Here is a 26,375-nt window from a genome sequence, read left to right on the forward strand (position 1 = left end):
GACCCCCGCACCCCGATCCCCGCACCGATCACCGGAGCCGTTGACGTGACAGCCTCGCCCGCCGCCGCAGCCCGCACCGACGACGCGCCGGTCCTCCTCGTCCTGTTCGGGGCGACCGGTGATCTCGCGCGACGGATGCTCTTCCCCGCCCTGTTCGAACTCTGGGAACGCGACCTGCTGCCCGAACGGTTCGCGGTCGTCGGCTCGGGCCGCCACTCGCCCGGCACGGACGAGGACTTCCGCCGCCAGGTCGTCCAGGCGGTCGCCGACGCCACCGACGCCACCGACGCCGCCGACCACGGGGCGCTGGAGCGCTTCGCCGAGCAGGTCGGCTTCACCACGGCGTCCGCCGAGGACGGCTCCGGCCTCGCGGCGGCGGTGCGGGAGCGGCGCACCCGGCTCGGCGCGGACTGCCGGGTCCTCCTCTACCTGTCCGTGCCTCCGGGGCAGGCGGAGGGCATGCTCCGGATGATCGGGCGCGAGGGCCTCGCCGAGGGGGCCACCGTGATGGTGGAGAAACCCGTGGGCGAGGACGTCGACACCGCCCGCGCGCTGAACGCGCTGCTGGCCTCCCTCGCCCCCGAGGAGCGGGTCCTGCGGATCGACCACTTCCTGGCCAAGGAGTCGGTCCGGGCCCTGCTGGCGCTGCGCACCGCCAACCCCTGGCTCGCCGCGTCCTGGGACGCCCGCCACGTCGCCTCGGTGCTGATCGACGTCCCGGAGGAGATCGGCATCGAGGGCCGGGCCTCCTTCATGGAACACACCGGCACCTTCCGCGACATGGTCCCCACCCACCTGTGCCAAGTCCTGGCGGCCGCGGCGATGGAGCCGCCCGGCTCCGACGACCCCGGGGCCGAGCGGGCCGCCCGGCTCCGCCTGTTCGAACAGACCCGGCCCTTCGACCCGGCGCGGACGGTCTTCGGCCAGTACGAGGGCTACCGGGACGAGGACGGGGTCCCCGCCGACTCGGCCACCGAGACCTTCGCCGCCGTCGAGGTCCGGATCGACAACCCGCGCTGGCAGGGCGTCCCCTTCCTGCTGCGCACCGGCAAGGCCCTGGACTCGGCCGACCACCGGCTCACCGTCCGCTTCCGCCCGGCGCGGGACGGGGACGGACCCGGCCCGGAACTGGCGGTGGGCCTGGGCGCCGCCGCGGACGTCCGGCTCGACGTCCGGCTGAGCCGCCCCGGGCCCCGGCCCGGGACGGTGGACGGGGTGCTCGGCCTGGAGCCGCTGCCCGGCGCCGCCGACTCCCTCGGCGCCTACGCGCAGGTCTTCCGGCACGCCCTGAGCGGCGACCACCGGGTGTTCACCACGGCCGCCGAGGTCGAGCGACTCTGGGAGCTGGCCGCACCGGTCCTGGCGGACCCGCCGCCCGCGGTGCCCTACCCGCAGGGCTCGGCCGGGCCGGAGGTTCCGGCGCCGGACCGGACGGGCTGAGCGTGCGCGACGCCCGGGAGGGGGCGCGGACGGGCCGGTGCTCGGCTCCGGGCGCCCGTCCGCCCGCCGTCCGTCCTGGCGGACGGGGGAGGCGTTCACCCGTTCGGCGGATCGGGGCTCATGGTCGGTGCGGAATCGGGAAGGCGTTGTCCAGCACTGTTCAGCACCGACCCTGTGATGAGGAGAACCCGCCATGGCCCGCAGCACCAACCGTGACGACCGCCGCCCCGCCTACACCGTTCCCGGTCTGACCACCGAGCAGGGAGCGGAGCTGATCGTCGCTCTGCAGGGGCGGCTGCACGCACTGAACGACCTGCACCTCACTCTGAAGCACATCCACTGGAACGTGGTCGGCCCGCACTTCATCGCCGTCCACGAGATGCTCGACCCCCAGGTCGACCGGGTGCGCGAGATGGCCGACGACGTCGCCGAGCGGATCGCCACCCTCGGCGGCGTCGCGCACGGCACGCCCGGACGCCTGGTCGCCGAGCGCGGCTGGGACGACTACAGCGTCGGCCGGGCCGACGCCATCGCCCACCTGGGCGCCCTCGACCTGGTCTACACCGGCGTCATCACCGACCTGCGGAACGCCGTCGAGCAGGCCGGGAAGATCGACCCCGCCACCGAGGACCTGCTCATCGAGCAGCTGCGCGACCTGGAGCAGTACCAGTGGTTCGTCCGCGCCCACCTGGAGAGCTCCAGCGGCACCCTCGCCACGGCGGACGCCCCCACCGAGGAGCGGGCCGCGAAGAAGGCCGTCCGCAAGAGCAGCAAGAACGCGGGCTGACCGCCCCGCCCCGCCGAAGGCCGCCCGGGCCCACCGGGCGGCCTTCAGCGCACCCAGCGGGTGGGGAAGTCGGCGTGCAGGGCGGCGAGTTCGGCCGGGGTGCGGGTGGTGGCGTGCAGCCAGGAGCGCGGGCCGGGGCCGTCGTGGCGGAGCAGGCGGCCGGGGGCGGCGTACCAGCGGATCGGCGAGTCGGCCCAACTGGCCCACATCGGGTGGTCGGGGAGGGGGAGGCGGGCGTGCCGGGCGTGCAGGGCGGGCAGCAGGGCGGGCGGGAGTTCGCAGGCGTCGTAGTGCGGGGAGCCGAGCAGGAACTCGGTGAGGACGAGTTCGACCCAGGCCAGTGACATCCGCGGCAGGAAGGGGAACCAGCCGTCGCCCGCGTCCACCAGCACCGGCGGGTCGTCCCGGTCGGGGGCGGACAGCGGGAGGCCCCAGAACGCGCAACTCTGGTTCTCCTCGCGGAAGACGAGCATCCCGTCCGCCGCCTCGTCGGCGCGGTCGACGTACAGCCCGGACGGCGGGAGCAGCGCGTCCTGGGTACGGGTCAGGTCGTCCCGGCGGCCGAACAGGGCGTAGCCGGAGCGCAGGGCGGCGGGCAGCGGGAAGCCCAACCGGGCTTCGGCGGCGGCGAGTTCGGCTTCGGGGCAGCCGTCCGCGGGGCTGAGCGGGCGGTCCGTCCAGGCGGCGGCCAGCCAGCGGACGAAGTCCAGGGCCTGCGCGGGGGAGTGCAGGCCCGCGCGCAGGGCGTGGGAGGCGTCGGGGGCGGGGTCGTCCATCAGGCCGGGTGGGCGGCGGCGAAGGCCGCGGCGTCCCACCGGCCGCCCAGGGACGGGGCCAGGGCGGCGGCGGCGAAGGGGCGGAAGGTGGCGGGGGTGTGGGCGGCGGCGCCGGACGGGAGGGCGCCGAGCAGGGGGGCTCCGGCGGCGGTGGGCAGGTCGGCGAGGTTGCAGCGGGTGGCGAGGTCGGGGTCGGCGGGCCAGCAGCCGATGACCGTGCCGCGCAGTGGCAGGCCGCGGTGGCGCAGGGCCTCGGCGGTGAGCGCGGTGGCGTTCAGGGTGCCCAGGCCCGCCGCCGCGACCAGCAGGAACTCGACGTCCAGGCCCAGGAGTCGGCAGGCCAGGGCGAAGTCGGCGAGGGTGTGCCCCTGCTCGTCGTAGCGGACCAGCAGCCCGCCCGCGCCCTCGACCAGGACGGTGCGGTGCTCGGCGGCGAGTCCGGCGACGGCCTTGGCGACGTCCGCGGGGGCCAGCGGCGGCAGCCCGGCCCGGCGGGCCGCCGTCTCCGGGGCGAGCGGCTCCGGGTAGCGCGCCAGCTCGACCGGGCGCACCAGCGGCCCGGCCAGCCGGGCGACCTCGTCGGCGTCCCCCGGCTCGTCCGGCCCGAGCCCGGTCTGGCCCGGCTTGAGCACCGCGACCGGCTCGGAGCGGAGCGCGGCGACTGCGGCGGTGGTGAGCGTCTTGCCGACCTCGGTGCCGGTGCCGGTGACGAAGAGGACGGGTGACATGGTGCGGTGCTCCTGGCTGGGGTGGTGTGGGTGGTGGGGGAGGGGACGGGTGACGGGGGAGGGGGAGCAGGTCGGCGACAGCGGCGGACCGCCCGATCCATCCTGCCCGGTGGCCCGGTGGCCCGGTGGCCCGGTGGCCCGGTGGCCCGGTGGCCCGGTGGCCCGGTGGCCCGGTGAGGCGTCAGAGCAGCGGGCCCACCAGGCGTGGGCGCGGGGCCTAGCTGGTAGCGGCGATCGAGGCGGTGGCGGCGGTCGAGGCGGCCGCTGCGGCGGCGACCGCCCGGCCGATCGCGGCCAGGTCCTCGTCCCCGGTGACGAACGGCGGCATGGTGTAGATCAGGTCGCGGAACGGCCGCAGCCACACGCCCTGTTCGGTGGCGGCCGCGGTGGCCGCCGCCATGTCGACGGGCGCGTCCAGTTGGACCACGCCGATCGCGCCCAGCACCCGGACGTCCGCGACCCCGGGCTGTCCTGCGCACGGGGCGAGCGCGGCGCGCAGGCCGGTCTCGATCCGCCGCACCTCGGCGCGCCAGTCCTGCTGCAGCAGCAGGTCGATCGAGGCGTTGGCGACGGCCGCGGCCAGCGGGTTGCCCATGAAGGTCGGGCCGTGCGCCAGCACCGGGACCTCGCCGCGCGAGATGCCCTCGGCGACCCGGCCGGTGCACAGCGTCGCGGCGAGGGTCAGGTAGCCGCCGGTCAGCGCCTTGCCCAGGCACATCACGTCGGGGGAGACGCCCGCGTGGTCGGCGGCGAAGAGCTCGCCGGTGCGGCCGAAGCCGGTGGCGATCTCGTCGAAGACCAGCAGCACGTCGTGCGCGTCGCACAACTCCCGCAGCGCGCGCAGGTACTCGGGGCTGTGGAAGCGCATCCCGCCCGCACCCTGGACGACCGGTTCGACGATCACGGCGGCGAGTTCGCCCGCGTGCTGCTCGATCAGCCCGGTCAGGTGCGCGAGGTACGCCGGGTCGGCGGGGGCGTCGTACCCGGCGGGCGGCTCGGCGGCGAACAGTTGCCGGGGCAGCACCCCGCCCCACAGGTGGTGCATCCCGCCCTCGGGGTCGCACACCGACATCGGGTGGAAGGTGTCGCCGTGGTAGCCGCCGCGCCAGGTCAGCACCCGGTGCTTCTCCGGGCGGCCGAGCGAGCGCCAGTACTGCAGGCACATCTTCAGCGCGACCTCGACCGACACCGAACCGGAGTCGGCGAGGAACACGTGCTGCAGCGGCTCGGGCGTCAACTCGACCAGTTTGACCGCCAGTTCGACGGCCGGGCGGTGGGTCAGCCCGCCGAACATGACATGGCTCATCGAGTCGAGCTGGGTGCGCACCGCGGCGTCCAGCACCGGGTGCCGGTAGCCGTGGACCGCCGCCCACCAGGACGACATGCCGTCGACCAACTCCCGGTGCCCGCCCACGGGTTCGGCCAGCCGCAGGCGCACGCCCGCGGCCGACTCCACCACGAGCGGACGGGCCGTCCCGGGCATCGGACCGTACGGGTGCCAGACGTGCGCCCGGTCCAGGTCGATCAACTGCGCGGCGTCCAGGAGTTGCTGACGTTCCATCAGGCGTTCGGCGCCAGCTCGGTACCGGCGCCCCGGCGGCGCACCCGGACCAGGTCGGTGCGCGCCTCGTCCTCGACGCCTTCGGTCTGGACGGCTTCCGGCGCCTCGCCGTGGCCGCCGCAGACGCTGCCGCAACCGGCGCCGCCACTCGTCCCGCAGGCGTCCGTCCCGCAGGCGCCCTCCTCCTGGTGGCCGCCGCAGCCGCCGCCCGCGGCGGCGTGGGCGCGGTGGCGGGGGAGGGTGGTCTGCTCGGCGCCCTCGACCTCGAAGCCGGCGTCCTTGATCATGTCGAGGTCGGCCTGCCCGGCCTGGCCCTCGCTGGTCAGGTAGTCGCCCAGGAAGATCGAGTTGGCGATGTGCAGGCCCAGCGGCTGCATCGAGCGCAGGTGCACCTCGCGGCCGCCGGCGATCCGCACCTCGATGTCGGGGCAGACGAACCGGACCATCGCCAGGATCCGCAGGCAGCGCTGCGGGGTGAGGTTCCACTCCTCGGCGAGCGGGGTGCCCTCGAACGGGATCAGGAAGTTCACCGGCACCGAGTCCGGGTCCAGCTCGCGCAGCGCGAACACCACGTCGACCAGGTCCTCGTCGCTCTCGCCCATGCCCGCGATCAGGCCCGAGCAGGCGGACAGGCCCGCGCCGTGCGCCTTGGTGACGGTGTCGACCCGGTCCGCGTAGGTGTGGGTGGTGGTGATGTCGCCGTAGGTGGACTCGGAGGTGTTCAGGTTGTGGTTGTACGCGTCCGCCCCGGCCGCCTTCAGCCGCTCGGCCTGGTTGTCGGAGAGCAGGCCCAGGCAGGCGCAGACCTCGACGTTCGCGTCCGCGTCCTTGATCGCCGCGATGGTGTCCGCGACCCGGTCGATGTCGCGGTCCGTCGGGCCGCGCCCGCTCGCCACCAGGCAGACCCGCTTGGCCCCGCCCGCGACGCCCGCGGCCGCCGCCTCGGCGGCCTGGTCCGGCTTCAGCCAGGTGTACTTGAGGATCTCCGCCTTCGAGCCGAGGCGCTGCGAGCAGTACGAGCAGTCCTCCGGACACAGCCCGCTCTTCAGGTTCACCAGGTAGTTGAGCTTCACCCGGCGGCCGAACCACTGTCGGCGCACCCGGCCGGCGGCCGCGACCACGTCCAGCAACTGGTCGTCGGTGGTGGCCAGCACGGCCAGTGCCTCCTCCCGGGTGGGCAGTTCCCGGCGAAGGCCCTTGTCGGTCAGGATGTCGAGGAGGTCCATGGCCCGATCCTGCCCGGGCCGCCCCGACGTCCGCCAGAGGGAACCCGCCAGAAGATCGCCCGCAGGCTGTGCCGGTTGTCACAACACGGCCCCGACCTGCCGTTTCGCCGACCGTCGGCCGGTCGTACGAACGCCGGGGCACGGGGAGAGATGCGTCACACAGCGTAGCGGGGAGGTCCGGAACGGCGCGCGGACGGTCCGAAGTGCGCGTGCGTCCGACCCGAAGGAACGACCGTCCGATCAACTGCTTACAATCTGCGCCATGACCATCCAGCGGGGAGCGCCCGCGCGCGCGGACGACGAGCAGCCGACCGGGCACCGCGCGGACGACGAGCACCCGCCGACCGGGCACCGGGCGGTCGGCGAGCGGCGGCGGCTGGCCCTGCTGTGGAGCGTCGTCGCGGTGCTCGCGACCGGCGGGGTCTGGGTGGTGGCGACCTTGCCGCACCGGGGGGAGAGCGCGACGGGCGTGCCGTCCGGGGACAAGCTCCAGACCGCCGCGGCCGTGGCGGGCCACCCCGCGCCGCCGCTGACGGAGTCCCAGTCCTTCGTCGCGGAACGGTACTTCCCCGCGCAGCGGACCTACGAGTACGACGGCTACCGGGCCCGCCGCTCGGCCTCCCGGGAGGGCGCGGACTGCGCGGCCGTGCAGAACGACAAGACCCGCAACGTGCTGGCGGACCTCGGCTGCCAGGGCTGGATCGGGGTCGCGCTCACCCGCGGCGACCAGCCGGTGGTCTCCAGCGTGACGGTGCTGCGCTTCCTCGACGCGGGCGCCGCGGCCAAGGCCCTGCAGACCGTCCGGGAGAAGGCCGCGGACTTCGAATTCACCTATCCGGACGGGCAGTCCGCCCCCGCCGAGGGCGTCAAGCCGATGTCGGTGACCCGGGTCGAACTGGTCGGCCATCACATCACGCTGACCGTCTCGCGCTACGTCGACCAGCGGGCGGCCGCCTCCCCGGACAAGGCGGACAAGGCGGACGAGGTGCTGGCGCTCAGCAACCGCTCCGCCGCGGCCGTCGCGGGCATGCCGTTCATGTGGATGTAGCGCCGCCGGGTACGGCGCCGCCGGGCGCGGCGCCGTACCGACCGGAGGACCGGGCTCAGGCGGAAGTGCCCGCCAGGCGGGCGTAGTTGGTGCGGAACCGGGCCACCGACGCGGCCGGGGTGGCCGCCGCCAGGTCGGCGACCGTCCGGCCGGACAGCTCGCGGCGCCAGGCCAGTTCGGCCCGGCGCATCGCGGTGGAGACCCCGCACGGCCGGGCGAACTCGCGGGCCGCCGCGCCCTCCGCGCCCGCGCCGTGCTGCCGGATCTCGGCGCAGGCGAACAGCGGGTCCGGCCCCTCGACGGCCGCCACCACGTCCATCATGGTGATCCGCTCCGGCTCCCGGGCCAGCCGCACCCCGCCGCGCGGCCCGGGGGTGGAGCTCAGCAGCCCGGCCCGGGTCAGCCGCTGCAGCACCTTGTTCAGGTACGTCGGCGACAGCTCGAACATCGCGGCCAGCCGGGCCGAGGACACCGGCTCCGCGCCGCCCACCCAGAGCAGGGCGAGGCAGCAGTGCAGGCCCCACTCCACGCCTTCGCTCGTCCGCATATTCGGGATGGTAGCCATCCCGGACCGGGCCGCGCCAACACCGCCCGGGGGAGGGCTCAGGAGTCGAGCTGCTCCCGGACGCGGCGGGAGGGCGAGAAGACGTACAGGTCGAGGATGGCGGGCATCTCGGCCAGGCCCGGCCCGCCCGCCGCGATCCAGGCGGTGATGTCGGCGGAGGCGTCGCGGTCGTTGACCAGCCCCAGCCACACCGGTCGCCCGCCCGCCCGCCGACCCTCCGCCGAGGGCTGGACGACGACCACGTTGGCGTGCTCGCAGGAGTCCAGGCAGGGCACCGGGCGGACGGTGGCGACCTCCGCGAGGCCCGCGCGCAACTCGGCGAGCTGCGCGGCGTGGTCCAGCCGCGGCACCTTCGGGGTGCCGCAGCAGCAGCCCCGGCAGACCGAGACGGTGCAGCGGGCGGCCGCGCCCCCCTGCGCGGGCACCTTGGCCGCCCTGGTACGGGAACGGCGGCTCATCGGACGCCCTCCGCGGCAGCGGCGGGGGCAACGCGGACGGGGCGGGCGGCCCCCGGTTCGATCATGGTGGTCACGGCGGTGACCCTACCCCGCAGCGCCGGGGCGCTCCCGTCCCGGCGGCTCACCGCCGTCCCCGGGCCGCTCATCGCCGTCCCCCCGGTCGCCGCCCGGCCGTTCACCGCCCGGCCGTTCACCGCCGTCCCCCGGCCGCGGCCCGGTCCCACGCGGCGTCGCGCAGCAGGCGCAGGCCGTTCAGGCCGACGATGACGGTGGAACCCTCGTGGCCGAGCACGCCCAGCGGCAGCGGCAGGGTCGCGACGAGGTCCCACACCACCAGCACGGTGATGAACGCCGACGCGATCACCAGGTTCTGCACCACCAGGGAGCGGGCCCGGCGGGAGAGGGCGACCACGGCGGGGACGGTGGCGAGCTCGTCGCGGACGATCACCGCGTCGGCGGTCTCCAGGGCGAGGTCGGACCCGGCCCGGCCCATCGCGACGCCGGTGTGCGCGGCGGCCAGGGCGGGGGCGTCGTTGACGCCGTCGCCGACCACCAGCACCTTGCGCCCCGCGGCCTCCTGCTCGCGCACCGCGGCGACCTTGTCCTGCGGCAGCAGGGCGGCCCGGACGTCCGTGATGCCGACCTCGGCGGCCAGGCGCCCCGCGGCGCGCGGGTTGTCGCCGGTCAGCAGTACCGGGGCGGCGCCGGTCAGGGCCGCCAGCGCGCCGACGGTGGCGGCGGCGTCCGGCCGGAGCCGGTCCGCGATGCCCAGCACGCCCACCGGCGCCCCGTCCGCCTCGACCAGGACGGCGGTGCGGCCCGCCTCCTCCAGTTCGGCGGCCACCGCGGCGGCGCGGGCGGCGCCGCTCGTCGCGGCGGCCGGGTCGGTGGTCGTCGTGGCCGCCGGAGCGGCGGCCGGAGCGGCGGAGTCGAGCAGGCGGGCGGGCGTGCCGACCGCGACGGTGCGGCCCGCGACGGTGGCGCGGACGCCGACGCCCGGGGTGGAGGTGAAGTCCTCGGCCGGGGCGAGGCCGAGGCCGCGGGTGCGGGCGGCGTCGACGACGGCGCGGGCCAGCGGGTGCTCGCTGGGGTGCTCGGCGGCGGCGGCCAGGGCCAGCAGCCCGTCCTCGTCCAGGCCGGAGCCGGTCAGCGGGCGGACGTCGGTGACGCGGGGGGTGCCCTCGGTGAGGGTGCCGGTCTTGTCCAGCGCCACGACGTCGACCTGGCCCAGGCGCTCCATGACGACCGCGGACTTCACCAGCACGCCGTGCCGCCCGGAGTTCGCGATCGCCGACAGCAGCGGCGGCATCGTCGCCAGCACCACCGCGCACGGCGAGGCCACGATCATGAACGTCATCGCGCGCAGCAGCGAGTCCGTGAACGCCGCGCCGACCAGCAGCGGCACCGCGAACACCGCGAGCGTGGCGGCCACCATGCCCAGCGAGTAGCGCTGCTCGACCTTCTCGATGAACAGCTGCGTCGGGGCCTTGGTCTCCGACGCCTCCTCGACCATCTTCACGATCCGGGCGATCACCGAGTCCGAGGCGTCCCGCTCGACCTTCACCCGCAGCGCACCGGTGCCGTTCAGCGTCCCGGCGAACACCTCGTCGCCCACCCGCTTGGCCACCGGCAGCGGCTCGCCGGTGATGGTGGCCTGGTCGACCTCGCTCGCCCCGTCCAGCACCCGGCCGTCGGCGCCGATCCGCTCGCCGGGGCGCACCAGGACCGTGTCGCCGACGGACAGCTCCCCGGTCGGGACGCTCTCCTCGGTGCCGTCGTCCAGCAGCCGGGTCGCCGTGGCGGGCGCCAGGTCGAGCAGGCCGCGCACCGAGTCGGCGGTGCGGGCGGTGGCGATCGCCTCCAGCGCGCCCGAGGTCGCGAAGATGACGATCAGCAGCGCGCCGTCCATCACCTGCCCGACCGCGGCCGCGCCCAGCGCCGCCACGATCATCAGCAGGTCGACGTCGAGGGTCTTCTCGCGCAGCGCCTGCAGCCCCGCCCAGCCGGGCTCCCACCCGCCGGTGGCGTAGGACAGCGCGTACAGCGGCCCCCACGCCCACGCCGACGCGCCGACCAGCTGCAGCGGCAGCGCCAGCAGGAACAGTGCCAGCGACGCCGCGGCCCACCGGGCCTCCGGCAGCGCGAGGATCCGGGTGCGCCGCCGGGGTGCGACGGCGTCCGGGGTCGGCGCCTGGACGGGGCGCTCGATCAGGGTGGAAGAGGGCATGGCGAACGGGACCCTTCACGCAGGCCGGGGGCAGGAGGGACGACCCTTCCGACGATACAGGAACACATGAACATTCCTTCATCCGTCATCTGTAGTATTGCCGCATGGGTCATGGAGCCGCCCCCGCCGAGAACGCCGTCCCGCGCATCCGCCTGGACGCCGACAACGCTGCCCGCGTTGCCACCACCCTCCAGGCCCTCGCCACGCCCTCCCGCCTGCTGATCCTCGCCCGCCTGCGCGAAGGGCCCTGCGCCGCGACCGAGTTGGCCACCGCCGTCGGCATGGAGCAGTCGGCTTGCTCCCACCAGCTCCGCCTCCTGCGCAACCTCGGGCTCGTCGTCGGCACCCGCCGGGGCCGCTCCGTCGTCTACGCCCTCCACGACAACCACGTCGCCGAACTCCTCGACCAGGCCGTCTACCACACCGAGCACCTCCGCCTGGGCCTCACCGACGCCGACGCCGACGCCGCCGCCGACGAGCTCGACGCCCCCTGACCGGCCCGGCCGTACCGGCGGGACCCGTCGGGCACGGCCCCCGTCGGCGCGTCCCGCCCCGTTCGTGCGCGCCCCCGTTCGCCGGAAACGACCCGACCGGCCGTCGGTTTCATCGTGGTGCGGGCTCGAAATATTGCCAAGGTGCTTGTGCGGCAAGGGAATTGATTTCACTGCGCACGACGCCGCAGAACGGCGCGGAGGCGGGGCCGACTCCGCCGGTCTGCTGGTGAGGGCGTTGGAACATATCCGTCCGGAACGGCCGACAGTGGCACCGAACCGTCTTTGGCCGCAGTCCGCACCAAGGCCTTCCAGGTGCTCACGAATCATCAAAAGGGCGACAACAAAAGGGGCTTGACCCCCTGTCGGATTTCCATCAGGCTCTGCTTGGCGGTGACCATTCAAGGTTCCGCGCAATCCACCCCCACGCCCTCAGGGAGTCCCCCTTGGCCCGCTCGTACCGGGTGGCGGCCGTCCTCGCGACGGCTGCTGTCATGCTCACGCCCACAGTGGCGCAGGCGCAGTCCATCGACAACATGTACCCGACCGGCAACTACTACCCGACCTGCTACGACGGCAGCCTCTCGCAGGGACACTTCTGCCAGACCGACAACGCCGACCTGACGGTCTACATGCAGGGCTCGCTCAGCTCCGGCGCGAAGAGCACCATCAAGTCGGCGCTCAGCTCCTACTACAGCCCCACCGACCTGGCCGTCTCCGTCAAGTCCTCGGGCGTGTACACCGGTTCGTCGGAGACCGACATCATCTACCAGTCCGGCACGCTGTCGGACTCCTACATCGGCATGACCTGGTGCGACGACGCGGTGACCAGCACCAAGTGCGACCAGCACTACGTCCGCTTCAACAAGCACTTCAGCATCAACAAGTCCGACGCCTGCCACGAGACCGGCCACGCCGTCGGCCTCACCCACGGCAACAACGCCTCCCCCAAGGTGGACCCGAACAACACGATCGTCGGCTGCATGACCGAGATCGACACCTACTACCTCGGGGCCAACAACCGGGCCGAGATCAACGCGACGTACTGATGGGGACCACGGACATGACCACTCGCCGCCGCACCGCCGCCGCCCTCGCCGCGGCCACCGCCGTCACCGCCGTCACCGTCGCCGTGACCCTCGGCACCACCACCCACCACGCCCCCGCGGCCGCCGCGTCCCCCGCCGCCACCGGGCACCGGGTCATCCTGGCCGACGCCAAGGAGCGGCTCCCCTCGGGCACCGCCCGGGACTGGGTCTCCTACGGCGACCACACCGTCGTCGCCAAGGTCACCGCCGAGACCGCCGACACACCGTCCGCCGAGGAACAGGCCTCCGGAGAGGGCTACGTCAGCCGCACGGTCACCGTGTCCGTCCAGCAGACCCTCTGGGACCGCAGCGGAGCCCCCGCGCTGCCCACCACCCTGACCCTGACGGTGGACGGCTGGGCCTTCACCGGCTCGGTCCGGACCCCGCTGTCGACCGAGGGCTCGCGGCTGGAGGTCGGCCACACCTACCTGCTCACCCTGGCCCGCTTCGCCAGCGGCGAGTGGGCCCCGATCGGCGGCGGCGCCCGCCTGCCCTACGACAACAACACGGTCGGCAACGGCGAGTACGAGGGGACGGCGGTCACCCCGGACTCGCTGATGAAGATCGCCGCCTCCGGGGCCAACTCCACCGCGGCCGACCCGGGTTCCGGCGCCGACGCGTCCGCCGACACCGCCCCGGCCACCGTGCTCGACAAGGTGGTCGGCCAGGGCGGCACCTCGGTGTCCGCGCTGCTCACCGGGACCGCACCCGACCCGGTGGCCCAGCAGAACTTCGCGCTGGACCCGGTGGCCCGCCTCGCGGCGGTCGTCGGCACCACCGCCCCGCAGGACACCTACTGCTCGCTGGCGGCGCCGTTCGACCGGTCCGCCGGTAGCGTCCTCACCCGTCTCGAGATCGGCAGCCTGCTCCAGGACCTCGCGGGCAAGGCGACCGGCAGCGCCGTCGGCTACGCGACCACCCTCGCCGCCTACGACAACGGCGACACCACGGTCACCGCGGTCCAGGCGGCGGCCGCCCAGGCCTCCCTGACCGCGGACCTGAACAGCGTCTGCGGGCTGAACGTCTCGCTCGACCCGACCCCGGCCCCGTCCGCGTCGCCGAGCCCGTCCGCGAGCGCGTCGCCGAGCGCCTCGCCGAGCCCGACCGGGGGAGGCAACACCCCGCCGCACACCACCGGCTGACGGGCCCACGGGCTCACGGGCCCGAGCGGCCCCACGGACCGAACGGAACGGGACGGAACGGAACGGGACGCACGCGTTCGGCGTGCGTCCCGTTCCGCCGTCCTGGCGGCCGGTGGTGCCCGATCAGCTGGTGGTGCAGGTGAGGGCCGGAGCGGCGTTGCTGCCGCTGTAGTTGGCGTTGAAGCCGAAGTTGGTGGTGCCGCCGGGCGGGACGGAGCCGTTGTAGGCGGCGTTGTTCACCGTGACGACGTTGCCGGACTGGGTGTAGGTGCCGCTCCAGAGGTTGGTGACCGTCTGGTTCCCGCTGTAGGTCATGGTGACCTTCCAGCCGTTGGTGGTGGTCGACCCGTTGTTCTTGACGGTCACCGCGCCGGTGTAACCGGCGCCCCAGTCGGACGAGTTGGCGAAGGTCGCGGTGCAGCCGCTGCCGGTGCCACCGGTCGGGCTGGACGACGGGCTGGACGACGGGCTGGGGGAGGGGCTGGTGCCGCCGGTCGGGCTGGGCGACGGGCTGGTGGTGCCGCCCCCGTGGCTGACCGTGATGTTGGAGCTGCCGCTGCTGCCGTAGCCCTCGGTGGCCAGGATCTGGTAGTTCGGGGTGCCGAGGTTCAGGCCCGCCTTCGCCCACGCGGTGAAGAAGTTGGACACGGTGATGGTGCCACCGGTGCGCTTCGACTGGCGGACCGCCCAGAACTGGGTGAAGTTCGAGTGGTCGCCCTCGATGGAGGGGGCGTTGGTGCGCTGCGTCGAGTACAGGTCGTAGGTGCTGCCGTCGCTGACGACCGAGCCCAGTTTGGCGGCGCCCGTGCTCGGGTTGTAGTTCCCGTAGTTGTCGACGATGTAGTACTCGATGAGCGGGTTGGTGGTCCAGCCGTACAGCGACAGGTAGCAGTTGCCGTTGCAGTTGAACGTGCCCGAGTAGGTCACCGGGTCGGTCGTGCCGGGGTTCCAGCCCTTGCCCGCGACGAAGTTGGTGACGTTGTTCCAGGTGGTGCTGTACTGGCCGCCGGCGCCCAGGGTCATGGAGGCCTGGCCGCTGTTCTGGCTCCAGAACGAGTAGAAGTACCCATTGTTGGTGCCGGTGCTGTTCGTCGAGATGGTCGTGTCGGCGCTCGCGACGTTGGGGATGACGAGCACGGCCGCGCAGGCCGCGGCAATGATGGGGGCCTTGCCGGCGAACCGGGAGAGGCGGCCGCCCCGGGTGGAGTGGGTGGGCTTCACGTGCGTGCTTCCTCTTCGGGTGGGGGCTGACAGAAGCGTGCGACAGGGCCGGTCGATGGCGACGATGCTGGCCCGCACCTGTCGGACTGTCAACACTTTCGACACGCTTGCGAAATGATCTGGGTTGGTCAGGGATCATCCAGATGGGGAAATTCCGCAGCTCACAGGCCCCTTGTGGCGCCCTGGGTGCCGTATCGACTGATTTCAGGGAAGTGTGGGGCGGCTAGGATGGGAGGGCGGGGGCCTCCGGAAGGGGTAACTTTCTCGAAAGTTTCGAGAAGTGCTTCGATCGCCGCGGCTGCATCCCGGTGCGGCGCTCGGCGGCCCGCACGGGGGTGGGCGGCAGTAGGCTGCCGACCCGCACTTCGAGCGATCACGGATGGGTACGGGGGCGTGACATGGAAGTCCTGACGGGCAGCCACCGACTGCACTTCGCCGCGGCATGGGTGCTGTTCGCCGCCGAACTGCTCTGCCTCGTCGCGACCGCCCCGCCACTGCGGCTGATCGCCCCGGTCTGGCTGTGGGCGGGCCTGGCCGGCTTGGTGGTCCTGCTCCTGGTCTCCGCGCTCGCCCGCTGCTTCGCCATCCCCTGTCCGCGCCGCGGCGGTTGGTTCGATCCGGTGCCGTACGTCTGGCACCTGCCGCGCGGACTGAAGACCTGGTACGGGCTCGCCCTCTGCCTGGTCGGCCTCGGCCTCGCCACGGCGGGCGGCGCCGCGGACGCCCACCGGGACGCCACCGGCTACTACCTGCAGCACGGGAACGTCCGCACCGACCTCACCCGGGACGCGTACGAGGCCGGACGCGGCGCGTTCGTCCGGATCGCCACCGGCGTCCCGGCCGGGCTGTGCGTGGTCGGCAGCTTCCTGGTGCTGCTCTCCGCCGACGTCGCGTACGGCGCCGCGGAGGCCACCCGCCGGTGACCCGCGCGGGCCCGCGAGGCGCCCACGCGGTGGCTGGGGGAGCTGCTCGCCGCAGGTCTGCGCCCGCTCGCGGATCCGCGGCCGCGCGGCCATGGTTCGGTGCTGGGCGAACTGTGGCGGCGTGCTGATACCGGGGGGCTCGCGCGGTCACGGTTCGGTGCCGACCGAACTGTGGCGGCACGCTGACGCCCTGCGCCCGCGCCCGCGCGAGGACCCGGTGTTGGCCCGGCCCGGGCCGAGGCGTCCGCGCGGTGACCGGGCGCGGGAACACCGATCCCCACCCGGCTGCGGAGGGCCGGGTGGGGATCGGTGGTGGTGGGACGGTCGCCGCCCGGGGCCGGGAGGAGGCTCCCCGCCGTGTCCGGGCGCCGGGCAGCGACCGGGTCAGGAGGTGAACGCCTGGAGTTCGGAGAGCTGTCCGGCGGGCCAGCCGGTGTTGCCGGTGACGGTCAGTCGCAGGTAACGGGTGGGCGTGGCCGGGAGGTTGACGGTCACGGTGTTGCCGGTGGCCGGGTCGAAGGTGTAGCCCGTGGCGCCGACCAGGGTGGTGAAGGTGGTGCCGTCGGTGGAGCCCTGGACGGTGATGGTCTGGGTGCGGGTGGCCCAGGCGGTGGCCGGGGGCAGCTTCAGGACGGCCCGGGTCAGGTTGCGCGCGCAGCCCAGGTCGACCTGGATCCACTGCGGGAAGGCGTTGTTGGCGCTCTCCCAGTAGGTGTTGGCGTCACCGTCGACGGCGTTGCCCGGCCCGTAGGTCTGGCTGGTGCCGGAGGCGGTGGCGGGGCGGCCCTGGGCGAGGTTCCCGGTGCCGCTCGGGCAGGTCGACGAGGCCGAGGCGGACGGGGACGGGGACGAGGAGGCGGAGGTGGACGGGGACGGCGAGGAGGTGCCGCCGCCGAACGCCTGGAGTTCGGAGAGCTGTCCGGCGGGCCAGCCGGTGTTGCCGGTGACGGTCAGTCGCAGGTAACGGGTGGGCGTGGCCGGGAGGTTGACGGTCACGGTGTTGCCGGTGGCCGGGTCGAAGACGTAGCCCGTGGCGCCGACCAGGGTGGTGAAGGTGGTGCCGTCGGTGGAGCCCTGGACGGTGATGGTCTGGGTGCGGGTGGCCCAGGCGGTGGCCGGGGGCAGTTTCAGGACGGCCCGGGTCAGGTTGCGCGCGCAGCCCAGGTCGACCTGGATCCACTGCGGGAAGGCGTTGTTGGCGCTCTCCCAGTAGGTGTTGGCGTCACCGTCGACGGCGTTGCCGGGCCCGTAGGTCTGGCTGGTGCCGGAGGCGGTGGCGGGGCGGCCCTGGGCGAGGTTCCCGGTGCCGCTCGGGCAGGTCGACGAGGCCGAGGCCGATGCGGACGGGGACGGGGACGGGGACGGCGAGGCCGGGGCCGAGGTGGACGGGGACGGGGAGGGCGAGCTGGTGCCGCCGTTGCCGCCGCCGACCGGGACGCCGTTGTACGTCCAGACCGGCGCGGGCCACTGGCCGGTGCAGGTGGAGCCGCTCAGGCCGGAGTTGCCGCCGCCGTCGGTGATCTGGAAGCCGGTGCCCACGCAGTTGTGGATCGGGGTGGCGGCCTGCGCGATGTTCTTGGCCTTGACGTTGGTGAACTTCATCTGCGCGTTGGCCTGCGCCTGGACCGCGTAGGTGCCCGCGCCGTCGATGTTCACGTTGGTCAGGTTGACCCCGGTGACGCCGCCCTCGATGGTCTGGATCGCCTCGTACGAGCTGTCCAGGATGTCGGTGTCGCTGATGTTGATGGTCGCGCCGGTGATCGGCTCGTTCAGACCGTCGAACCAGATCGCGCCGACGCCGAACTGCCAGTTGTAGTCGCTGTTTCCGGCGCGGACCAGGGTGTTGCGGGCCGCGGTGATCGTGCCGGAGACGGCGGTGCCGTTGCCGGAGGTGACGCCCGGGTAGCGGTTGGCGATGTGCAGGCCGCCGCCGTTGGTGATGGTGTCGGCCATCACGTTGTCCGAGATGGTGAAGTCCTTGCCGCCGTACGTGACGATGTTGTTGGCGAGGATCGGCAGCACCACCGTGTTGTGGGTGAAGCTGTCGTTGACGTTGGCCAGCCGCTCCGGCCAGGAGGCCAGGCCGTCGTCGCCGGTGTTGCGCAGGAAGGTGTTGGCGACCGTCGAGTTGGTCACGCCGGTGTGGAAGTTGACGCCGTCCGCGGTCTGGTCGAGGATCCGGCTGTTCTTGATGGTGAAGTGGTCCATCGGGCCGTCCATCCAGGCGCCGACCTTGGTGTGCTGGATCCACAGGTTGTCGACGGTGGAGTTGGACATCGCGCCGCCCAGGCCGTTGACCTGGTCGTCGTCGACCCGCTCGCGCACGTCGCCGATGATCGCGAAGTCCTTCAGCGTGACGTTCTGGCTCGGGCCGCCGGCCTCCTGCGGCCGGATGCCGCCGCCGTAGCCGCCACCGGCCACGTACTTGCCGTAGATGCCCGCCGCCCGGTTGCGGTTGATCGGGTCGCGCCCGCCCAGCACGCTGTACCAGGGGCCCGCCCCGGCCAGCGTCACCTTGTCGACCACCACGTGGTCGTACAGCGTGAAGGTGCCCTGCGGGATGTACACCGTCCGGCCCTGCGTCGCACCGGCGTTCACCGCGGCCTGGAACTTGGCGGTGGAGTCGGTGGCACCGGTGGGGTCGGCGCCGTAGTCGGCGACCACGTCGATCGCGCCCGTGGGCTTGGCGATCGGGTCGGCGACCTTCTCGAAGTCGGCCAGGTCGACGGTGAAGCTCGGCGACTGCGCGGTGGAGGACACCTGCAGCCGGACCTTCGTCCCCGCCGGGTAGGTGCTGCCCAGCAGGGTGCGGGTCTCGTCGAAGAAGTGGTGCGGGTTGCTGTCGCCGGGGTTGTTGTTGAACGGGTAACCGCCGTAGTACCAGCTGTACTTGGAGGTCACGTCGACGCTCTTCAGCTTCTGCCCGTTGACCAGCAGGTCCATCGAGGCGTCGCGGCCCTTGCCGTCCGCGGAGTCCGGCAGGCTGTAGCGGAAGTCGATCGAGTTGGCGGGCGCGCCGAGCGTGAACTCCACGTACTGGCCGACCGCGTTCAGCGTCACGGCCTGCCGCCCGGAGGCCTCCGAGGCCAGGTGCCCGTACTGCCGGTCGGGGCCGACCACGGTGCCGTTGGTGGCCGCGTACTCGGCCTCCTGCTCGACGAACGGGACGCTCGCCCCGCGGTTCGGGACGGCCAGCGGCGACAGCGTGGGGACCGCCGCGGCGTGGGCCGTGCCGGCGTTCACGAACGCCACCGCCAGCAGGCCGGTGGCGCCGAGCGCGAGGGTGGTCAACGACGCGACGGTCCGCCTGGCGCGGGTGGGGGGATTCTGCATGGGTGACCGTGCTTCCTGCAGGGGGGAGGGCCCGGGTGGTGGCCGGGCGTGCCGAGCGTAGGGCGCGGCACAGCAGGAAGTCCACGGCTGTGTGCAAAAAAGATACAGATTGACGCAAGATCAGTTGTGAAGGGGTGATGAAAGCCGACTGCAGGGCTGGTGCCGCTCAGCGGCGCGGCCCGGCCACCTGCTCGCTCAGCCGGAGGACGTCCACCTCGATCTGGCCGTACCCGTCCTCCCAACCGATCACCCGGGTGCAGCCCTCCCCGGCCAGGGCGTGCCCCCGGCTCCCGGGGTCGACCGGCACCAGGCCCGAGTCGCCCCCGGTGCAGAAGAAGGCCACGTGGTGGCGGAGCGCCGGATCCCCGACGGCGGCCAGCTCCTCCGCCCAGGACCCGGTGACCTCCTCCTCCGGGTCGAACTCGAACTCCAGCAGTTCCTCCGGCGTCCGCCCGGTCTGCAACGCCGCCGCGAAGGCCCCGAACAGGGTCCCGTCCGACACCAGCCGGGCGAAGCGCACCGACCAGGCCCCCTCGAACGCCGGAACGCCCAGGTCCACCCCGTGCTCCTCGACCAGCGGTGCGAGGTCCGCGCCCCGGATCAGGGACGGCCGGAAGCACGCCGTCCCCACCGCCGCCGCGAACGCCGGGGGCAGCGCCTCCCGTCCCGGCCCGCCCGCCGCGAAGTCGAACAGCGACCGGCTCGCGTCGAACCGCGGCACCTCGCGCGCCGCGTCGTACAGCCAGAACCCGGCACCGGCTCGTCGCCCCGCAGCGCGGCCGGACGCACCCAGCCCGGATCCGTCCTGAACCCGGTCTCGTCCAGCAGGTTGCCGCCGATCCCGGCCGCGTACACGGCCCCCGCGTCCTCCCCGTCGAGCGGCCGCCCGAGCAGCACCCCGAACGCCGCGGCCAGCTGCGCGTCCCAATTGCCGCCGGGGCTCGAAATCCCAGCTGTACCAGAAGAGTTGTCCGTCATGGCCGCACCGTAGTACGGCCCGCCCACACCTGGGGACCGCGTCCGGTGCGGCCCGGGTCCTACGGGTGGGAACGTTCCGACAGACCGGCCAGCACGGCCTTCGCGTAGTCGCGCGCGGGCAGCTCGAAGGTGCCGTACTGCCACAGGAAACCGGCCCTCATCCCGGCCCGGCCGTAGTCGGCGAACATCGCGGGAAGGTCGGCGGGCGGGCGCACGAACTGCCCGGCCGACAGGAACGCGGCGGGGTCCGTGACACCGGTGCTCCCCTTCCGGGCGGTGAGCCGGGCGATCCAGTCGAGGGGGTCGGCGCCGCCGTAGACCTGCAGGTTGAGCCCGCGCACCACCTGGTTGCCGTGGGTGCGGTGCACCTCCGCCAGGCAGTCGATCCACCACTGCGTCCGGTCGTACGGGCAGTACGTGATCACTCCGCCCGGTGCGACCTTGGCGAGTTCGGTGGTCACGGTGGCGACGGTGCTCACCCGGACGTCCTCCTCGCAGTCGAAGTCGAAGCCGTCCACGCCCGTCCACTGAGCGACGGCCTTGAAGTTCGCCACCAGCACCCCGCCCCTGCCCTGGTCCAGGAGCTCCTGGATGTGCTGCCAGTCCTCGGGGGCGGGCGGGCCGCCGAACCCGATCGAGAACAGCACGGTGCGGAAGCCGCCCGCCCGCAGGCCCCGGACGAGGGCGGGGAAGGAGGGGTCCTGGGTGTCCTTCCAGCGGTAGGCGACGGCGCCGTTCCTGGCGATCACGTTGTCGCCCAGGTAGAGGTCGCCGCTCGGGTGCACGTGCAGGGTGAACAGGACCAGGGTGGTGAAACCGGAGCCGGACAGGTCCTGCAGCGCCCGCCGGTTCCGCGCGTCGTCATCGGTGTCGAACAGGCCCTGGCCGTACAGGCCGATGTCGTAGCCGGAGGATGTCATGGACCGCAGCTTCCTGCCGAGGGGAACGGTCCGCCCGACGCTAGCCGGGGGCGCCCCGCGGGCCCGGGCGACGCGTCGCCGGGGCCGGGCCCCGCCACCGGAACGGCGGAAGGCCGGTCAGGCGGCGGGCGAGACGGGCAGCAGGCCGCGCTCGGCGAAGACCTGCTTGGCGGCGAGGGTCGCGTTCAGGGCGCGCGGGAAACCGCAGTAGACGGCGGAGTGCAGGAGCGCCTCGACGATCTCCTGCGGCGTCAGGCCGACGTTGAGGGAGGCGTTGACGTGCACGCGGAGCTGCGGTTCGCAGCCGCCGAGCGCGGTGAGCATGCCGAGGGTGACCAACTGGCGGTCGCGCGGCGGCAGGGCGGGGCGGGCGTAGATCTCGCCGAAGCCCCAGGCGGCGACCTGGTGGGCGAGTTCGGGGGAGACGTCGGCGAGCGAGGCGAGCACGTCGGTGCCCGCGTCGCCGTCGATGGCGCGCAGGACCTCCAGGCCGTGGTCGAGGCGCTCCTGCCGGGTGGTGGCGGCGTCGGTGGCGGTGGTGGTGTTCATGAGAGGGCTCCTGGGGTTGCTGGTGATCGTGGTCGCGGTGCGAACGGCCGTGAGCCTAGGAGTTGGAGTTCACTCCAAGGCAAGTCCCGCCGGACGCCGCCCGGTTCGGCCCGCGGAACCGACCAGGGCGTCGCCCGTCGGGGTGCGCCGGTAGAGCACCGAACGGCCCGCGCGGGCGCGCGAGAGCAGGCCCGCGGCCCGCAGGACGGCGAGGTGGTCGACGACGGCGCCGGGGGCGCGGCCCCAGGGCGCGGGCGAGCTGGGGGTGCTGGCGGGGGCGTCGAGGGCGGTGAGAATGCGGGGACGCCGCAGGCCGGGTGGATCAGCATGCAGGGGCCAAGGCCCGTCTCGGTGCACGGCGTACCCAGCCGTCCTCCGTTCTCAGCACCGCTGTAGCGTTGCCGCAGACGATCCGGGGGGGGTAAGTGACGAGGTCCTTGCATTTCGACTGGGAACTGAGCGGCACCGGTTGGGCGACGTGCAGCATCTGGGACGGCTCGACGAAGCACCGGGGGAGCGTCAGCTACTGCACGAACGCGCTCGCCGACTTGTTGGAAGGCGTGGCGGGCCTTTACGGACTCCACGGCACCCAGCGGTTCTCGTTCGATCTCGAACCGGCAGAGGAACGGTGGATCCTTCGCCGCCGCAGCAGCGACGTGCACATAGCGATCCGTCGTTTCCCGGACATCTCGGCCAGCTTCGACGCGCCGGACGGGAAGGGCGCCCTCGTGTGGACGTCCACGCGTCCTCGCACCCTCCTGGCGCATGCGGTCCTGATGGCCGTCGAGAAGGTGCTGCGGATCCACGGCGAGGACGGCTACCTTCGGAAGTGGCGGCTGCACGCTTTCCCCGCCACCGAACTGGAAACCCTTCGGCGCCTGCACCTGGCAGCGGATGACTGCGCTCTCCAGCACTGAGCTCTCCGGCACTGAGCTCTCCAACACTGAACCAACGGCGCCTCACGGGGCAGACGGAAGTCGAGCCGGAATCCGTGGGAAGACGCGCTCGACGCGGGCCCCGTCCCTGCGGTGGACGGCGTTGTCGGCTTCCTGCTCCCGGGGAGGTGTTCCTGTCCGCGACGTCGCCGGTGCGGGACAGGGCGCCGGTTCCCTGTGGCCGCCGTCTGCCAGGATCGGTGCGTCCCGGCAGACGCGGTCGGCACCGGACTGGGTGAAGGCCCGGCGGTCGTCGCGGTTCCCGGCCAGGGGCAGGCCGACGGCGACCTGGAGTTGTCCGTCTCACCGAAGGAGCCAGTTGTGCGCATCGTCCGGTCGGCTGCGGCCTGCGCTGTGGTCGTGACAGCCCTCGTGGTCCTGTCCGGGTGCGGGAGCACGGCCCGGAGCGCGGCGGGTCCGTCCCGCGGGCCGACGGCCGCGTCCTCCTTCCCGCCCGGTGTCGATGCGCTGACCTACACCGCGCTGCAGAACCTGGAGTCGGCGCTCGGGGAGCAGGGCCGCGGCCCGTTCAGGTCCGTTTTCGGATCCCTGGAACTGGATGCGCAGGCCGGCAAGGTGAGGGTCTACGCCACCGACGAGGCCAAGGCCCACGACCTGATCGCCGCTGCCGTCGCTTCCCGTCCGGGAATCGAGGCCGAGCGCGCCGAGGTGGTGAAGTGCCGGTACGCGCGGGTGGACGTCGACCCGGTCATCGAGAAGATCGGAGACGCGGCCCAGGCCGACACGCTCCCGGTGCCGGTCTTCGCCGTCCGGATGGCGCCCGGTGCCGCAGGCGTCCAGGTGCAGACCACCAAGGAGGGAGTCGCCTCCCGAGAACTGAGGGCCGCCCTGGAGGGACTGGCCGGCAGCGTTCCCGTGACGCTGCTGGAGGGAGGGGAGATCCACGGCCTGGACGGAACCAACCTGCCCGCTCCGTCCACGGCCGCCGCCTCGGCGCAGTAGCCGTACGACCGGGGCGCGCTCGCCGACCTCCGCGAAGAAGCGGACGATCTCCGGGCCGCGGTGGTCCGGGGCGCCCGCGAGGTGGACGAACGCCCCGCCGTTCGTCCACCTCGGGTCGAGCAGGTGAGGGCTGTCGATCTCCCGGATGCGCCGCCGATCTCCTCGAAGGCTGCCCGGGTGCGGGCCGGTCCGTCGTCGCCGTCGACGGCGGCGCCCGTCAGGATGCCGATCCAGCCGTGGTGTTCGAACGCGGCCGTACCCCACCGGCGCCCGGACGGACGGGCCGTCAGGGCTTGAGGATCAGGCGGATCGGGTTGCCCTGCCTGGTGTGCAGGCGCTCGACCGCCTCGGCGGCCCGCTCCAGCGGGAGGACCTCGCTGACGGAGCGGGAGAAGTCCAGGCGTCCGCCCGCGGCGAGGGCGATCAGCTGCGGGACGGCCTCCTCCGCGGAGCCGTAGTGGCCCAGGATCCGCTGCTGCAGGTACGAGAAGCGGATGCCGTCCGCGACCGTCAGCGGCTGGTCGGTCAGCCCGACCAGCACCAGGCGGCCGCCCGCGCCGAGCACCTTCAGGGCCTGCTCGCGGACGGCGGGCACCCCGGCGAAGTCGAACGCCGCGGCCAGGCCCGCCCCGCCGGTGGCCGCGCCGATCTTCGCGGCGAGCTCGGGGTCGGCGGAGTCCAGCGCGAGGTCCGCGCCGAAGGCGAGGGCGCGTTCGCGGGCGGCGGGCGCCGGGTCGACCGCGACGATCGGGTGGGCGCCGATCGCGCGCAGCAGTTGCACGCCGTGCGCGCCGAGGCCGCCCACGCCCCAGACGCCGACCGGCTCGGCGGGCCGTACGCCGCCGGTGGTGGTCACCGCGCCCCACGGGGTGGAGACCGCGTCCGGGATGATCGAACCCTGCTCGAACGGGATCGACCCGGGCAGCGCGAACAGCGTGTCGACCCGGGCCAGCGCGTACTCGGCCCAGCCGCCGTCGTAGTCGACGCCGCGCGTCCAGGTGATCCCGTCGCGCTTCTCACCGGCCTGCAGCACCACCCGGTCGCCGAGCTGCCAGCGGCCCGCCTCCGGTCCCAACTCGGCGACGGTGCCCGCGACTTCGTGCCCCAGCGTGACGCTCTCGCCGGGCAGGTGGAGCGGGGTGAGGGTGCCGTCGACCAGGTGGACGTCGGACAGGCAGACGCCCGCCGCCTCGACCTTCACCAGCACCTGGCCGGGGCCGGGCACCGGACGCTCCACCTCCTCCACGCTCAGCGTGCGGGTGGGCAGGTGCAGGCGGACGGCGCGCATCACGGCCATGGCGGTGTTCCTCTCCGGCCGGCGGCGAGCCGTCGGCCGTCTCGACCTCGGTGCCGCTCGCGACGCCCGGGCCGGAAGGCGCCGGGAGGGTTCGGGGGCGCCGGAAGGGCCCCGGCCCCGGAGCGAGTGCGGCGGGCCCGGCGGGCTATCGCAAGGCGACTTGCATTGTCGAGGCTACGTCGCCACCCCCGGCAACGCAAGGAGCCCTGCGTTAAGCTCCGGGGGTGCCCCAGGACGAGACGCCCCAGGACCGGTCCGAGCCCGCCGCCCCGCTGCGCCGCCGCGGCGCCGCGATGCGCCGGGCCGTGCTCGACGCCACCGTGCGACTGCTCGCCGACGGCGGGCTGGAGGCCGCGAGCGTCGCGGCGGTCGCCGCCGCCGCGGGCGTCCACGAGACCTCGGTCTACCGGAACTGGGGCACCCGCGAGCGCCTGCTGCGCGAGGCGCTCACCGACTACGCCGACCAGGTCCTGCCGCTGCCCGACACCGGCACCCTGCGCGAGGACCTGCGCCAACTCCTCACCGCCCTCGCCGCGTTCCTCGACACCCCCGAGGGCCCCGCGCTGCTCCACCTGAGCATCGCCCCCGCCACCGTCGAGACCCGCACCGGCCGCGACGCCTACTGGGCCGAGCGCCTCGCCCGCGCCGAACACCTCCTGCACCGGGCCGCCGCCCGCGGCGAGATCCGCCCCGACGCCGACCCCCGCGCCGCCGTCGAAGCCCTGATGAGCCCGCTGTTCGCCCGCCACCTGCTGCTCGGCGAACCCGTCACCCCCGCCTACGTCACCGCCCTGGTCGACCTCGTCCTGGACGGACTCGCCCCGCGCTGAGCCCGGCCCGGCCCGGACGGAAGCGGGGGCCGGGGGCGGGATGACCGGTTGGCTCGTCGTCGTCGGTCCGCACCGCGGGGAGGTCCGCGCTCGGGACTGCGACGTCAACCCGCCCTTCGAGCCGTACCGCGACGCACGGGGCAACCGGCACACCTTCGGCACCTGGTGCCTCGAGTGGCTGGAGCGGCGCGAGAGGGCGCGTCGATGACCGGGGGCGCCGCGCGATCGGTCGCCGACCGGGCCCCACGCGGCCTCACGCGGCCGCGGGCGCCTGCGGCCGCGCCTTGGCCCGGCGCACCTCGCGCAGGGCGCCGGACCAGGCGATCACCTGGTCGAGCATGCCGCCCACGGCGGAGTCGAGGCCCTCCGGGGGGACGAAGGCGCCGGTGTGGAACGCGGCGTGCGTGGAGATGGTGGGCTGGGCGCGGACGGTGGCCACCTGGAGTTCGGCGAGGACGAGCCGCAGTGCCTCGGCGGCCCGGGCCCCGGCGGCCCAGCCGCCGTAGCTGATGATCCCGGCGGCCTTGTCGTTCCACTCCCGGTAGACGTGGTCCAGGGCGTTCTTCAGGGCTCCGGGGTAGGAGTGGTTGTACTCGGGGACGAGGAACACGTACCCGTCGAAACCGTCGACGAGGGCGCCCCAGGCACGGGTGTGGTCGTGCTGGTACTGCTGGAAGTTCGGGTTGCCGGGTTCGTCGAGGTTGCCGAGGTCGTGGTCGGCGAGGTCGACGAGCTCGTAGTCGGCCCCGCCGTGGGCGCGGGCGGCCTCCAGGGCCCAGGCGGCGATCCGGTCGCCGCGGCGTCCGGGGCGGGTGCTTCCGAGGATGAGTGCGATGCGGAGCGGCATGGTCTTCCTTCCGGTGGAGTTGTCACGTCAACTCTAGGCTGA

Annotated in this window: 23 protein-coding genes and 3 pseudogenes; 10 read left to right on the forward strand and 16 right to left on the reverse strand. The window is 73.7% G+C overall.

What is annotated here, in order from left to right:
- The first annotated feature begins 45 nt into the window (after window positions 1-45).
- On the forward strand, window positions 46-1,440 hold the full coding sequence (locus ACFY00_RS17660) for a glucose-6-phosphate dehydrogenase (protein WP_388032395.1): 1,395 nt from the start codon (window positions 46-48) through the stop codon (window positions 1,438-1,440).
- A 193-nt stretch (window positions 1,441-1,633) separates the two neighbouring features.
- Window positions 1,634-2,227: a Dps family protein gene (locus ACFY00_RS17665; protein WP_388032397.1), complete on the forward strand. Its 594-nt coding sequence runs from the start codon at window positions 1,634-1,636 to the stop codon at window positions 2,225-2,227.
- Window positions 2,228-2,271: 44 nt separating this feature from the next.
- Here ACFY00_RS17665 and ACFY00_RS17670 read toward each other — a convergent pair whose 3' ends face one another.
- The 4 genes from ACFY00_RS17670 to bioB all read right to left on the reverse strand — a co-directional run bounded on the left by ACFY00_RS17670 (window position 2,272) and on the right by bioB (window position 6,518).
- Window positions 2,272-3,003 (reverse strand): SMI1/KNR4 family protein, encoded by a 732-nt coding sequence (locus tag ACFY00_RS17670; RefSeq protein ID WP_388032398.1) that lies wholly within the window; start codon window positions 3,001-3,003, stop codon window positions 2,272-2,274.
- Complete coding sequence (bioD, locus tag ACFY00_RS17675) at window positions 3,003-3,731, reverse strand: dethiobiotin synthase (RefSeq protein WP_388032399.1); 729 nt, start codon at window positions 3,729-3,731, stop codon at window positions 3,003-3,005. Before bioD ends, ACFY00_RS17670 begins: the two co-directional genes overlap by 1 nt.
- 217 nt (window positions 3,732-3,948) lie before the next feature.
- The gene (locus ACFY00_RS17680; RefSeq protein WP_388032400.1) at window positions 3,949-5,292 is read right to left on the reverse strand and encodes an adenosylmethionine--8-amino-7-oxononanoate transaminase; all 1,344 of its coding nucleotides are present in this window, start codon (window positions 5,290-5,292) and stop codon (window positions 3,949-3,951) included.
- Window positions 5,292-6,518, reverse strand: a complete 1,227-nt coding sequence (bioB, locus tag ACFY00_RS17685) for a biotin synthase BioB (RefSeq protein WP_388032401.1) — start codon at window positions 6,516-6,518, stop codon at window positions 5,292-5,294. Before bioB ends, ACFY00_RS17680 begins: the two co-directional genes overlap by 1 nt.
- A 262-nt stretch (window positions 6,519-6,780) precedes the next feature.
- Here bioB and ACFY00_RS17690 point away from each other — a divergent pair, with 262 nt between their 5' ends.
- Window positions 6,781-7,566, forward strand: coding sequence for a hypothetical protein (locus ACFY00_RS17690; RefSeq protein WP_388032402.1), 786 nt, complete (start codon window positions 6,781-6,783; stop codon window positions 7,564-7,566).
- Window positions 7,567-7,621: 55 nt separating this feature from the next.
- Here the strand turns inward: ACFY00_RS17690 and ACFY00_RS17695 are convergent, their stop codons facing one another.
- The 3 genes from ACFY00_RS17695 to ACFY00_RS17705 all read right to left on the reverse strand — a co-directional run bounded on the left by ACFY00_RS17695 (window position 7,622) and on the right by ACFY00_RS17705 (window position 10,816).
- Window positions 7,622-8,113 (reverse strand): RrF2 family transcriptional regulator, encoded by a 492-nt coding sequence (locus tag ACFY00_RS17695; RefSeq protein WP_388032403.1) that lies wholly within the window; start codon window positions 8,111-8,113, stop codon window positions 7,622-7,624.
- A gap of 56 nt (window positions 8,114-8,169) precedes the next feature.
- A complete protein-coding gene (locus ACFY00_RS17700) occupies window positions 8,170-8,589 on the reverse strand; it encodes a (2Fe-2S) ferredoxin domain-containing protein (RefSeq protein ID WP_388032404.1) in 420 nt (139 codons plus the stop codon).
- A gap of 190 nt (window positions 8,590-8,779) precedes the next feature.
- Window positions 8,780-10,816, reverse strand: coding sequence for a heavy metal translocating P-type ATPase (locus ACFY00_RS17705; RefSeq protein ID WP_388032405.1), 2,037 nt, complete (start codon window positions 10,814-10,816; stop codon window positions 8,780-8,782).
- 104 nt (window positions 10,817-10,920) lie between these two features.
- Here ACFY00_RS17705 and ACFY00_RS17710 point away from each other — a divergent pair, with 104 nt between their 5' ends.
- The 3 genes from ACFY00_RS17710 (at window position 10,921) to ACFY00_RS17720 (ending at window position 13,537) form a co-directional block, all read left to right on the forward strand.
- Complete coding sequence (locus tag ACFY00_RS17710; protein ID WP_388032406.1) at window positions 10,921-11,310, forward strand: ArsR/SmtB family transcription factor; 390 nt, start codon at window positions 10,921-10,923, stop codon at window positions 11,308-11,310.
- A 443-nt stretch (window positions 11,311-11,753) separates the two neighbouring features.
- Window positions 11,754-12,356: a hypothetical protein gene (locus ACFY00_RS17715; RefSeq protein ID WP_388032407.1), complete on the forward strand. Its 603-nt coding sequence runs from the start codon at window positions 11,754-11,756 to the stop codon at window positions 12,354-12,356.
- A gap of 14 nt (window positions 12,357-12,370) precedes the next feature.
- Window positions 12,371-13,537, forward strand: a complete 1,167-nt coding sequence (locus ACFY00_RS17720; protein WP_388032408.1) for a hypothetical protein — start codon at window positions 12,371-12,373, stop codon at window positions 13,535-13,537.
- 123 nt (window positions 13,538-13,660) lie between these two features.
- Here the strand turns inward: ACFY00_RS17720 and ACFY00_RS17725 are convergent, their stop codons facing one another.
- Window positions 13,661-14,758 (reverse strand): glycoside hydrolase family 11 protein, encoded by a 1,098-nt coding sequence (locus tag ACFY00_RS17725; protein ID WP_388032409.1) that lies wholly within the window; start codon window positions 14,756-14,758, stop codon window positions 13,661-13,663.
- A 398-nt stretch (window positions 14,759-15,156) separates the two neighbouring features.
- Between ACFY00_RS17725 and ACFY00_RS17730 the strand changes: the two genes are divergently transcribed.
- Window positions 15,157-15,681 (forward strand): hypothetical protein, encoded by a 525-nt coding sequence (locus ACFY00_RS17730; RefSeq protein ID WP_388032410.1) that lies wholly within the window; start codon window positions 15,157-15,159, stop codon window positions 15,679-15,681.
- A 384-nt stretch (window positions 15,682-16,065) separates the two neighbouring features.
- On the opposite strand, the pseudogene ACFY00_RS17735 reads toward ACFY00_RS17730, so the two are convergent.
- From ACFY00_RS17735 to ACFY00_RS17755, 5 genes and pseudogenes are all read right to left on the reverse strand, one after another.
- Window positions 16,066-16,446: pseudogene (locus ACFY00_RS17735) on the reverse strand (discoidin domain-containing protein); the annotation flags it as partial.
- Between the two features lie 129 nt (window positions 16,447-16,575).
- Window positions 16,576-19,014 (reverse strand): annotated as a pseudogene (locus ACFY00_RS17740) (discoidin domain-containing protein); the annotation flags it as partial.
- 166 nt (window positions 19,015-19,180) lie between these two features.
- Window positions 19,181-19,735: a hypothetical protein gene (locus tag ACFY00_RS17745; RefSeq protein ID WP_388032411.1), complete on the reverse strand. Its 555-nt coding sequence runs from the start codon at window positions 19,733-19,735 to the stop codon at window positions 19,181-19,183.
- Window positions 19,736-20,051: 316 nt separating this feature from the next.
- Window positions 20,052-20,912 (reverse strand): hypothetical protein, encoded by an 861-nt coding sequence (locus ACFY00_RS17750; RefSeq protein WP_388032412.1) that lies wholly within the window; start codon window positions 20,910-20,912, stop codon window positions 20,052-20,054.
- 117 nt (window positions 20,913-21,029) lie between these two features.
- Entirely contained in the window at window positions 21,030-21,461 is a 432-nt protein-coding gene (locus tag ACFY00_RS17755) for a carboxymuconolactone decarboxylase family protein (protein WP_388032413.1), read from the reverse strand.
- Window positions 21,462-21,898: 437 nt separating this feature from the next.
- Between ACFY00_RS17755 and ACFY00_RS17760 the strand changes: the two genes are divergently transcribed.
- Window positions 21,899-22,378 carry a hypothetical protein gene (locus ACFY00_RS17760; protein WP_388032414.1) on the forward strand — a complete coding sequence of 160 codons (480 nt, stop codon included), beginning with the start codon at window positions 21,899-21,901 and terminating at the stop codon, window positions 22,376-22,378.
- 69 nt (window positions 22,379-22,447) lie between these two features.
- Here the strand turns inward: ACFY00_RS17760 and ACFY00_RS17765 are convergent.
- Window positions 22,448-22,699, reverse strand: a pseudogene (locus ACFY00_RS17765) (IS5/IS1182 family transposase); the annotation flags it as partial.
- Window positions 22,700-22,756: 57 nt separating this feature from the next.
- On the opposite strand from ACFY00_RS17765, the gene ACFY00_RS17770 reads away from it, so the two are divergent.
- Entirely contained in the window at window positions 22,757-23,359 is a 603-nt protein-coding gene (locus ACFY00_RS17770; protein WP_388032415.1) for a hypothetical protein, read from the forward strand.
- A gap of 286 nt (window positions 23,360-23,645) precedes the next feature.
- On the opposite strand, the gene ACFY00_RS17775 is transcribed toward ACFY00_RS17770, so the two are convergent.
- Window positions 23,646-24,656: a zinc-binding dehydrogenase gene (locus ACFY00_RS17775; RefSeq protein ID WP_388032416.1), complete on the reverse strand. Its 1,011-nt coding sequence runs from the start codon at window positions 24,654-24,656 to the stop codon at window positions 23,646-23,648.
- Between the two features lie 293 nt (window positions 24,657-24,949).
- On the opposite strand from ACFY00_RS17775, the gene ACFY00_RS17780 reads away from it, so the two are divergent.
- Window positions 24,950-25,486 carry a TetR-like C-terminal domain-containing protein gene (locus ACFY00_RS17780; RefSeq protein ID WP_388032502.1) on the forward strand — a complete coding sequence of 179 codons (537 nt, stop codon included), beginning with the start codon at window positions 24,950-24,952 and terminating at the stop codon, window positions 25,484-25,486.
- 253 nt (window positions 25,487-25,739) lie between these two features.
- Here ACFY00_RS17780 and ACFY00_RS17785 read toward each other — a convergent pair whose 3' ends face one another.
- On the reverse strand, window positions 25,740-26,333 hold the full coding sequence (locus ACFY00_RS17785; RefSeq protein ID WP_388032417.1) for an NADPH-dependent FMN reductase: 594 nt from the start codon (window positions 26,331-26,333) through the stop codon (window positions 25,740-25,742).
- Window positions 26,334-26,375: the final 42 nt, after the last annotated feature.

This window comes from Kitasatospora sp. NPDC001540 (assembly GCF_042894345.1).
Lineage (GTDB): Bacteria > Actinomycetota > Actinomycetes > Streptomycetales > Streptomycetaceae > Kitasatospora > Kitasatospora phosalacinea_C.

What these genes read in the sequence shown, in the direction of transcription:
- ACFY00_RS17665 (WP_388032397.1), top strand. Translation starts at nt 1,634, where the DNA reads ATGGCCCGCAGCACCAACCGTGACGACCGCCGCCCCGCCTACACCGTT.
- ACFY00_RS17670 (WP_388032398.1), bottom strand. Translation starts at nt 3,003, where the DNA reads ATGGACGACCCCGCCCCCGACGCCTCCCACGCCCTGCGCGCGGGCCTG.
- bioD (WP_388032399.1), bottom strand. Translation starts at nt 3,731, where the DNA reads ATGTCACCCGTCCTCTTCGTCACCGGCACCGGCACCGAGGTCGGCAAG.
- ACFY00_RS17680 (WP_388032400.1), bottom strand. Translation starts at nt 5,292, where the DNA reads ATGGAACGTCAGCAACTCCTGGACGCCGCGCAGTTGATCGACCTGGAC.
- bioB (WP_388032401.1), bottom strand. Translation starts at nt 6,518, where the DNA reads ATGGACCTCCTCGACATCCTGACCGACAAGGGCCTTCGCCGGGAACTG.
- ACFY00_RS17690 (WP_388032402.1), top strand. Translation starts at nt 6,781, where the DNA reads ATGACCATCCAGCGGGGAGCGCCCGCGCGCGCGGACGACGAGCAGCCG.
- ACFY00_RS17695 (WP_388032403.1), bottom strand. Translation starts at nt 8,113, where the DNA reads ATGCGGACGAGCGAAGGCGTGGAGTGGGGCCTGCACTGCTGCCTCGCC.
- ACFY00_RS17700 (WP_388032404.1), bottom strand. Translation starts at nt 8,589, where the DNA reads ATGAGCCGCCGTTCCCGTACCAGGGCGGCCAAGGTGCCCGCGCAGGGG.
- ACFY00_RS17705 (WP_388032405.1), bottom strand. Translation starts at nt 10,816, where the DNA reads ATGCCCTCTTCCACCCTGATCGAGCGCCCCGTCCAGGCGCCGACCCCG.
- ACFY00_RS17710 (WP_388032406.1), top strand. Translation starts at nt 10,921, where the DNA reads ATGGGTCATGGAGCCGCCCCCGCCGAGAACGCCGTCCCGCGCATCCGC.
- ACFY00_RS17720 (WP_388032408.1), top strand. Translation starts at nt 12,371, where the DNA reads ATGACCACTCGCCGCCGCACCGCCGCCGCCCTCGCCGCGGCCACCGCC.
- ACFY00_RS17730 (WP_388032410.1), top strand. Translation starts at nt 15,157, where the DNA reads ATGGAAGTCCTGACGGGCAGCCACCGACTGCACTTCGCCGCGGCATGG.
- ACFY00_RS17750 (WP_388032412.1), bottom strand. Translation starts at nt 20,912, where the DNA reads ATGACATCCTCCGGCTACGACATCGGCCTGTACGGCCAGGGCCTGTTC.
- ACFY00_RS17755 (WP_388032413.1), bottom strand. Translation starts at nt 21,461, where the DNA reads ATGAACACCACCACCGCCACCGACGCCGCCACCACCCGGCAGGAGCGC.
- ACFY00_RS17775 (WP_388032416.1), bottom strand. Translation starts at nt 24,656, where the DNA reads ATGGCCGTGATGCGCGCCGTCCGCCTGCACCTGCCCACCCGCACGCTG.
- ACFY00_RS17780 (WP_388032502.1), top strand. Translation starts at nt 24,950, where the DNA reads ATGCGCCGGGCCGTGCTCGACGCCACCGTGCGACTGCTCGCCGACGGC.
- ACFY00_RS17785 (WP_388032417.1), bottom strand. Translation starts at nt 26,333, where the DNA reads ATGCCGCTCCGCATCGCACTCATCCTCGGAAGCACCCGCCCCGGACGC.